This is a genomic window from Streptomyces sp. SID14436, assembly GCF_010548465.1.
Taxonomy (GTDB): domain Bacteria; phylum Actinomycetota; class Actinomycetes; order Streptomycetales; family Streptomycetaceae; genus Streptomyces.
The window spans coordinates 1-7,475 of the sequence record NZ_JAAGMD010000683.1; the positions used below are offsets into that span (position 1 = coordinate 1).

Sequence of the window (7,475 nt, forward strand, 5' to 3'; positions counted from 1 at the left end):
CGCCGCGCCAAGGCGGCCCGGCTGCGACACGCGATGCGCATGCGCACGTTCCGCTGGTAGCCGGACCCGTGCCGCCCCCGGCGGTACTGGGGCGGCGGGGGCGGCGGGCCGGGTGGACCGGCAGGAACCGCGCCCGTCCGCCGAAGCGCCCCGCGCGCGGGGACGACCCGGCCGCGTACCATCCGGACCTGAGGGCACACACGGTGGCGGCGGACCGCCGGTGGCCTTCACCGGCGCGCCGGTGACTGCACGGGCGCCTCGGACAAGACCCGATCAAAACTGCGGGACACAGGGAGTCGAAGACATCCCCTGACGGCCTTGTTTCTGCCACGATTCCCAGTGGGCGGGGCTCTCGGAGCACTCCACGCCCTCAACCTCCGCCGGGAGGACCCCCAACCGGCACGCCTATGACCAGTGGGAGAGTCACGGTGTACTTCGCCGCACTGCTCGCGCGCACCGAAGACGGGTGGGAAGCGAGCGACACGGAGCTCGACGATGTGGAGACCCTGTCCGATCTGGCCGACCTGGCCCGGGAGGCCTCTCCCGACGAGGACACGGTGCTCGTGCTGATCGAGCAGGAGGACGGCTGGTTCGGCGTCGTCCGCGTGGACGGCGAGGAGGACCCTCGCATCTACGTGTCCGACGCCGCTGCCGCCGCCCGCAGCAGCTACGGCGAGATCCTGCTCACCGACGAGCTGCTCGGCCGGGAACCCGGCGACGACGGCGCCGACCTCGACGCCCTCGACCTCGACGGCACCGAGGACGGTGAACCGGACGACGAGGACGCCGACGGCCCCGCCGCCGCGGGCTCCGCCGAGGCCGTTCCGCACGGCCCGGTCGGCGACGCCCAGGTCCTGGAGGACCTCGGGGTGAGCGAGAAGGAGCTGCGCTCGCTGACCTCGGACGCCCTCAACGAGATCGCCGAGGTGCTGGGCGCCTCGGAGGTCCTGGAGACCGTCCGCTGACCGTGCCGACCACCCCAGGACCGCCTGACCCCGTACGGGACCCCTGGCGGCCCGCGATGAGACTCGCCCTGGACGAGGCCGCACGCGCCGTCCGGGGCGGGGACGTCCCCGTCGGTGCCGTCCTGCTCGGCCCGGACGGCACCACCGTGCTGGCCACCGCCCACAACGAGCGGGAGGCCGCCGGCGACCCCACCGCGCACGCCGAGGTGCTCGCCCTGCGCCGGGCCGCGGCCCGGCTCGGCGCATGGCGGCTGACCGGCTGCACCCTGGTGGTGACGCTGGAGCCCTGCACGATGTGCGGGGGCGCGGTGCAGCAGTCCCGCGTGGACCGCGTGGTCTACGGCGCCCGCGACGAGAAGGCCGGCGCCGTCGGCTCCCTGTGGGACGTCGTCCGCGACCGGCGCCTGAACCACCGCCCCGAGGTGATCGAGGGCGTCCTCGCCGAGGAGTGCTCCCTGCTGCTCACCGAGTTCTTCCGGAACCGCTGAATACTGATTTCTGACCACTGCCCACGGTGCTGTAAGGTCTCCCTCGGTAGCGTGTCCGAGCGGCCGAAGGAGCTCGCCTCGAAAGCGAGTGTGGCGCAAGTCACCGTGGGTTCAAATCCCACCGCTACCGCTGTGAACGAAGGGCCCGGTCCACTGGACCGGGCCCTTCGTCTTGCCCCACAGGACCTCGCACGTTCTCGCCCGTCCCTGCGCATGCGGGCGGGCCTGTGGGCGGCGGGTCCGGCGACGTCACCGCAGCGTCGTCAGACGGGGCCCTTCGTGCGATCATGGGGCCCGCTCGGCACGTGTGACACCGGCACATCACAGGGACTGGGGAGGGCCGCGATGGCGGTGAACGCGAAGAAGGTCGCCATCTACGCGGTGGTGGCCTTCGCGGTGTATGTGATCATCACGGATCCGGAGAAGGCGGCGGACTACGTCCAGGTCGGCTTCGAGGGCATATCGGAGGCGGCGTCCGCGATCGGTGACTTCATGACCTGGCTCGCCAACGGAGGCACGTGATGATCCGTCATCTGGTGCTGTTCCGGCTGGACGAGGGGGTGCGGCGCGACGACCCGAGGGTCGTGGAGGGCGTCGAGGCGTTCCGGGCGCTCGGCGACCGGATCCCCGAGGTGCGCTTCTGGGAGTGCGCCTGGAACATCACCGACCGGCCGATCGCGTACGACTTCGCCATCAACTCGGCCTTCGACGACACGGACGCGCTGCAGCGGTACCTGACGCACCCGGACCACGAGGCGGGCGTCGCGCTGTGGCGCGAGTTCGCCACGTGGGTGATCGCCGACTACGAGTTCTGAGACCGCTCCCCGGTCCCCCCGGAGCCCTCCGCCATGACGGCGGGGGGCTTTCGTGCGTCCGAGGTGCCGTTTCTCCCTCAACACGGAATATGCGGGTGCTTGCACACAGTGAGTCTGTCTTGTGATGCTATGACCGCTTTTGACGGATGAGTTGACGGACGTTTGACCGATGAAGAGGTGGCGTTGACCGTGTCGGCCAGTACTGCGCCGCCCCAGGACCAGGTGTCCGCCCAGGCTCCGGCTCCGGCCCGCTCCCCGGACCCCGTCCCGGCACCGGCCACCCCGTCCTCGTCGGGTGCGCAGCCGCCCGCCGGCACGCAGCCCCCGGACGGCTCCCGGCCCCCGGCCACCGTCGCGGAGTCCCGTGAGCCGGAACCGGAGCCCGAGCAGAGTCCGGCCAAGCGCCGCGGCGCCGACACCCGGGCGCTGACGCAGGTGCTGTTCGCCCAGCTCAAGGACCTGGAGCCGGGCACCCCCGAGCACACCCGGGTGCGCGCCGCGCTCATCGAGGCGAACCTGCCCCTGGTGCGCTACGCCGCCGCCCGCTTCCGCTCCCGCAACGAGCCGATGGAGGACGTCGTCCAGGTCGGCACCATCGGGCTCATCAACGCCATCGACCGGTTCGACCCGGAACGGGGCGTGCAGTTCCCGACGTTCGCGATGCCGACCGTCGTCGGCGAGATCAAACGGTACTTCCGCGACAACGTCCGCACGGTGCACGTACCGCGCCGGCTGCACGAGCTGTGGGTGCAGGTCACCAGCGCGACCGAGGACCTGACCACCGCCTTCGGGCGGACCCCGTCGACCGCCGAGATCGCCGAACGGCTGCGCATCACCGAGGAGGAGGTGCTCTCCTGCATCGAGGCGGGGCGGTCGTACCACGCCACCTCGCTGGAGGCCGCGCAGGAGGGCGACGGGCTGCCGGGCCTGCTCGACCGGCTCGGCTACGAGGACCCCGCGCTGGACGGCGTGGAGCACCGCGACCTCGTCCGCCACCTCCTGGTCCAGCTGCCGGAGCGCGAGCAGCGCATCCTGCTGCTGCGCTACTACAGCAATCTGACCCAGTCCCAGATCAGCGCGGAACTCGGCGTCTCCCAGATGCACGTCTCCCGGCTACTGGCGCGTAGCTTCCAGCGGCTGCGATCCGCAAACAGGATCGACGCGTAACCCGCACGAGCGATTCGCTCATCAGTACCCATCTGCGCCCTTCGCGGCCGATACCCCGTCAGACCCCGTGTTTCCAGGGCTGTTTCGCGTCTCGGATGTCGACATGTCACTTCAGAGCGTTGCCGACATGTGACATTCTGCGGGAAGAGCGTTTGCCGGAGCTCCGGCTCCGGTATTCAGGTGAAGGCTGCGTTCCTCGACTCGGGGAGCGCCGGCCGCGACCGTCCCGCGACCCAAAGGGGGTGGCATGTCCGTAGAACAGGGCAGCTCGAAGGTGCTCACGCCCACGGAGGGCGACTCTGCTCCCCGTGCCCTCGACGCACTCGGCCCCATCGATGACGTACCGGCCCTTCCGGCCGAGCCGGCGCCCGGCCTCCCGGACCCGGCGGCCATCGACACCCGCACCCTGTCCCGCTCCCTGTTCCTGCGGCTCGCCGCGCTCGACGAGAACAGCCCCGAGCGCGCCTATGTCCGGGACACCCTGATCGAACTGAACCTCCCACTCGTGCGGTACGCCGCGGCGCGCTTCCGCTCGCGCAACGAGCCGATGGAGGACATCGTCCAGGTCGGCACCATCGGCCTGATCAAGGCGATCGACCGTTTCGACTGCGAACGGGGCGTGGAGTTCCCGACGTTCGCGATGCCGACGGTGGTCGGCGAGATCAAGCGGTTCTTCCGCGACACGTCGTGGTCGGTGCGGGTGCCGCGCCGGCTGCAGGAGCTGCGCCTGGCGCTGACCAAGGCCAGCGACGAACTCTCCCAGAAGCTGGACCGCTCGCCGACGGTGCCCGAACTCGCCGCCGTCCTGGGCGTGTCCGAGGAGGACGTCGTCGACGGGCTCGCGGTCGGCAACGCGTACACGGCGTCGTCGCTGGACTCCCCGGCCCCCGAGGACGACGGCGGCGAGGGCTCCCTCGCGGACCGCCTCGGCTACGAGGACACGGCCCTGGAGGGCGTGGAGTACCGGGAGTCGCTCAAGCCGCTGCTCGCCAAGCTGCCGCCGCGCGAACGCCGCATCATCATGCTGCGGTTCTTCGCCAACATGACCCAGTCGCAGATCGGCGAGGAGGTCGGCATCTCCCAGATGCACGTCTCGCGCCTGCTCACCCGGACACTGGCCCAGCTGCGGGAGGGCCTCATCTCCGACTGAGCGACGCGCGTCCGACGGAACGTCGTGTTCCGTCGGACGGACCGCACGGTTCCGTGGCCGCCGGTGCGCCCCTCGCGGGCGCGACGGCGGCCGCCGCGCGTCCGGGTTACTTCAGCGCCAGCCAGGCCACCGCCGCGACGATCGCCACGGCGACGACGACACCGACGATGAGGCCGATACGGGGCCCACCGCTCGACGCGGCGGCCTGCCGGCCCTGGGGGGCCTCGTCGACGAAGGCACGGAACATCTGGGTGCTGCCGGCGGGGTCGTGGTTGCCCTGGGGGCCCTGGGTGTTAGCCATGGCCCGAGACCCTAGCGAATCCGGTACGACCAGCCCAAGCGGGGGCGCCGCCCGAACGGCCGTCACGGTGACCTTTCGGCTCCGCGAGCCCTGCCGGCGCGTCCGAGCCGCGGCTTCCGGCCCCCGCAGCGCTGACCAGGGCGTTTACTGGCGCAATACATGCCTTTGCCAAGTTTTTGGAGCCGACCCTCCGGTTTTTATTTGCCTGCAGCAATCATCGACTGCATGGTGGTTGCTCCAAGCAACGAAACGGGAGACGGCATGGCCGCGCAGGCCCAGTACGAAGAGCTGGTCAGGCAGTTCAGCGCCTTCGGCGCGGTGAAGCGCGACATACGGCGGCTGACCTCCGCCGAATGCCCCAGCGGGTCCGCCGCCGTGCTGGCCCTGCTCGGCCGGCACGGCGACATGCACATCAGCCGGATGGCCGAGCTGCTCGCCGTGGACATGTCGGTGACCAGCCGCCACGTCGCCCAGGCGGCCGACCGCGGCTGGCTGCAGCGGCTGCCCGACCCCGCCGACCGGCGCTCGCGCATCCTGCGCCTGACCCCCGAGGGCCGGGAGCGGCTCGACGAACTGTTCCGGCACACCACGCGCCTGCTCGCCGAACGCCTCGCCGACTGGTCCGACGACGACGTCGCCCTGCTCGCCCACCTCATGGCCCGCCTCCGGGACAGCTTCGACGACTGCCGCACCGGCTCCCGCCCGGCGGCGTCGCCCCTCCCCCGGCCGGCCTCTCCCGGCTCCGAACGGACCACCCGTACACCCGCAAGCGCATAAGAAGAAGGACGTCCATGGCAACGACCACACCATCCGGTGTGCGGGCTCATGCCAAGCACGGGGGAGGCTCCTCCGAAAGCCAAGCTCCGATGACGCACCGACAGATCATGGAGGCACTGTCGGGCCTGCTGCTCGGCATGTTCGCCGCGATCCTGTCCTCCACCATCGTCACCAACGCCCTGCCCGAGATCGTCGCCGACCTCGGCGGCGGCCAGAGCGCCTACACCTGGGTCGTCACCGCCTCACTGCTGGCGATGACGGCGTCCACCCCGCTCTGGGGCAAGCTGGCCGACCTGATCAGCAAGAAGGCCCTGGTCCAGATAGCCCTCGTGGTCTTCGTCATCGGGTCCGTGGTGGCCGGCATGGCGCACAACCCGGGCACCCTGATCACGGCCCGCGTCATCCAGGGCCTGGGCGCCGGCGGACTGTCCGCCCTGGCCCAGATCATCATGGCCGCGATGATCTCCCCGCGTGAGCGCGGGCGCTACTCCGGCTACCTGGGCGCCACCTTCGCCGTCGCGACCGTCGGCGGACCCCTGCTCGGCGGCGTCATCACGGACACCAGCTGGCTCGGCTGGCGCTGGTGCCTCTACGTCGGCGTGCCCTTCGCGGTCATCGCCCTGCTCGTCCTGCAGAAGACGCTGAACCTGCCGGTGGTCAAGCGCCATGTCAAGGTCGACTGGGCCGGCGCGTTCTTCGTCACCGCCGCCGTCTGCCTGCTGCTCGTCTGGGTCACCTTCGCCGACGACAAGTACGCCTGGCTGTCCTGGCAGACGTACACCATGGTCGGGGGGTCGGTGCTGCTCACCCTGGTCTTCCTGTTCGTCGAGACCCGGGCGGCCGAGCCGATCATCCCGCTGCGGCTGTTCCGCAACAGCACCATCACGCTGGCGTCCCTCGCCTCGATGTTCGTCGGCATCGCGATGTTCGCGGGCACGGTCTACTTCAGCCAGTACTTCCAGCTGGCGCGGGGCCAGTCCCCGACCATGTCGGGCGTCATGACGATCCCGATGATCGGCGGACTGTTCGTGTCGTCCACCGTCTCCGGTCTGATCATCACCCGCACCGGCCGGTGGAAGAGCTGGCTGGTCGTCGGCGGCGTGCTGCTCACGGCGGGCCTGGGCCTGATGGGCACCATGCGCTACGACACCCCGTACTGGCACATCGCCCTGTTCATGGGCCTCATGGGCCTCGGCGTCGGCATGATGATGCAGAACCTGGTCCTCTGCACGCAGAACCAGGTCGCGCCGGGCGACCTCGGTGCCGCCTCCTCGGTCGTGACCTTCTTCCGGTCCCTCGGCGGCGCGGTGGGCGTCTCGGTGCTCGGCTCCGTGATGGCCTCCCGGATCAGCCAGTACGCCACCGACACCATCGGCACGCTCGGCCCGCGGGACCGGGCGGCGGCCGCCGAGTCCGCGGGCAGCGGCGCCATCCCCGACATGGACCTGCTGCCGCCCGCCATCCGCACCTGGCTGGAGAGCGCCTACGGGCACGGCATCGCCGACATCTTCCTGTACGTCGCCCCGGTCGCGTTCCTCGGCCTGCTGGTGACCCTCTTCATCAAGGAGGTCCCGCTGCGCACCACCGGCGCCCTGGCCCAGGCGGCCGAGGCCTCGTCCGACACCCCGGACACGGCACCGGAGGCGGGTCCGCGGGCCTCCTCCGAGACCGCCGACGCCTACGCCGACGCCGACACGGACTCCCCGGCCGCCGCTGCCGACGCGGACCCGTCCGCCGTCAGCGCCGGGGCTCCGTCCCCGGCGGGTGCCGACGAGGCGCCGGGACGGTCCGCCGCCGTCGGGTCCGCCGCCG

General features: G+C 71.1%; 9 protein-coding genes and 1 tRNA gene. 9 read left to right on the forward strand and 1 reads right to left on the reverse strand.

What is annotated here, in order from left to right:
* The first annotated feature begins 428 nt into the window (after window positions 1-428).
* The 7 genes from G3I53_RS24750 to G3I53_RS24775 all read left to right on the forward strand — a co-directional run bounded on the left by G3I53_RS24750 (window position 429) and on the right by G3I53_RS24775 (window position 4,585).
* A complete protein-coding gene (locus tag G3I53_RS24750) occupies window positions 429-965 on the forward strand; it encodes a hypothetical protein (protein WP_164337700.1) in 537 nt (178 codons plus the stop codon).
* Window positions 966-1,021: 56 nt separating this feature from the next.
* The gene (gene tadA, locus G3I53_RS24755) at window positions 1,022-1,453 is read left to right on the forward strand and encodes a tRNA adenosine(34) deaminase TadA (protein WP_164337696.1); all 432 of its coding nucleotides are present in this window, start codon (window positions 1,022-1,024) and stop codon (window positions 1,451-1,453) included.
* 45 nt (window positions 1,454-1,498) lie between these two features.
* Window positions 1,499-1,583 (forward strand) — tRNA-Ser (locus tag G3I53_RS24760).
* A gap of 215 nt (window positions 1,584-1,798) precedes the next feature.
* Entirely contained in the window at window positions 1,799-1,975 is a 177-nt protein-coding gene (locus tag G3I53_RS33440; protein WP_203592450.1) for a hypothetical protein, read from the forward strand.
* Complete coding sequence (locus tag G3I53_RS24765) at window positions 1,975-2,268, forward strand: Dabb family protein (RefSeq protein ID WP_164337697.1); 294 nt, start codon at window positions 1,975-1,977, stop codon at window positions 2,266-2,268. Before G3I53_RS33440 ends, G3I53_RS24765 begins: the two co-directional genes overlap by 1 nt.
* Before the next feature lie 189 nt (window positions 2,269-2,457).
* A complete protein-coding gene (locus tag G3I53_RS24770; protein WP_164337698.1) occupies window positions 2,458-3,435 on the forward strand; it encodes an RNA polymerase sigma factor SigF in 978 nt (325 codons plus the stop codon).
* Between the two features lie 247 nt (window positions 3,436-3,682).
* Entirely contained in the window at window positions 3,683-4,585 is a 903-nt protein-coding gene (locus G3I53_RS24775) for an RNA polymerase sigma factor SigF (protein WP_164337699.1), read from the forward strand.
* Window positions 4,586-4,691: 106 nt separating this feature from the next.
* On the opposite strand, the gene G3I53_RS24780 is transcribed toward G3I53_RS24775, so the two are convergent.
* Window positions 4,692-4,886 (reverse strand): hypothetical protein, encoded by a 195-nt coding sequence (locus G3I53_RS24780; protein ID WP_081241162.1) that lies wholly within the window; start codon window positions 4,884-4,886, stop codon window positions 4,692-4,694.
* Between the two features lie 261 nt (window positions 4,887-5,147).
* Between G3I53_RS24780 and G3I53_RS24785 the strand changes: the two genes are divergently transcribed.
* Together G3I53_RS24785 and G3I53_RS24790 are read left to right on the forward strand one after the other, a co-directional pair.
* Window positions 5,148-5,663: a MarR family transcriptional regulator gene (locus G3I53_RS24785; RefSeq protein ID WP_164337701.1), complete on the forward strand. Its 516-nt coding sequence runs from the start codon at window positions 5,148-5,150 to the stop codon at window positions 5,661-5,663.
* 14 nt (window positions 5,664-5,677) lie between these two features.
* The coding region (locus G3I53_RS24790) for an MDR family MFS transporter (protein WP_239064087.1) at window positions 5,678-7,475 on the forward strand (1,798 nt) is incomplete at its 3' end.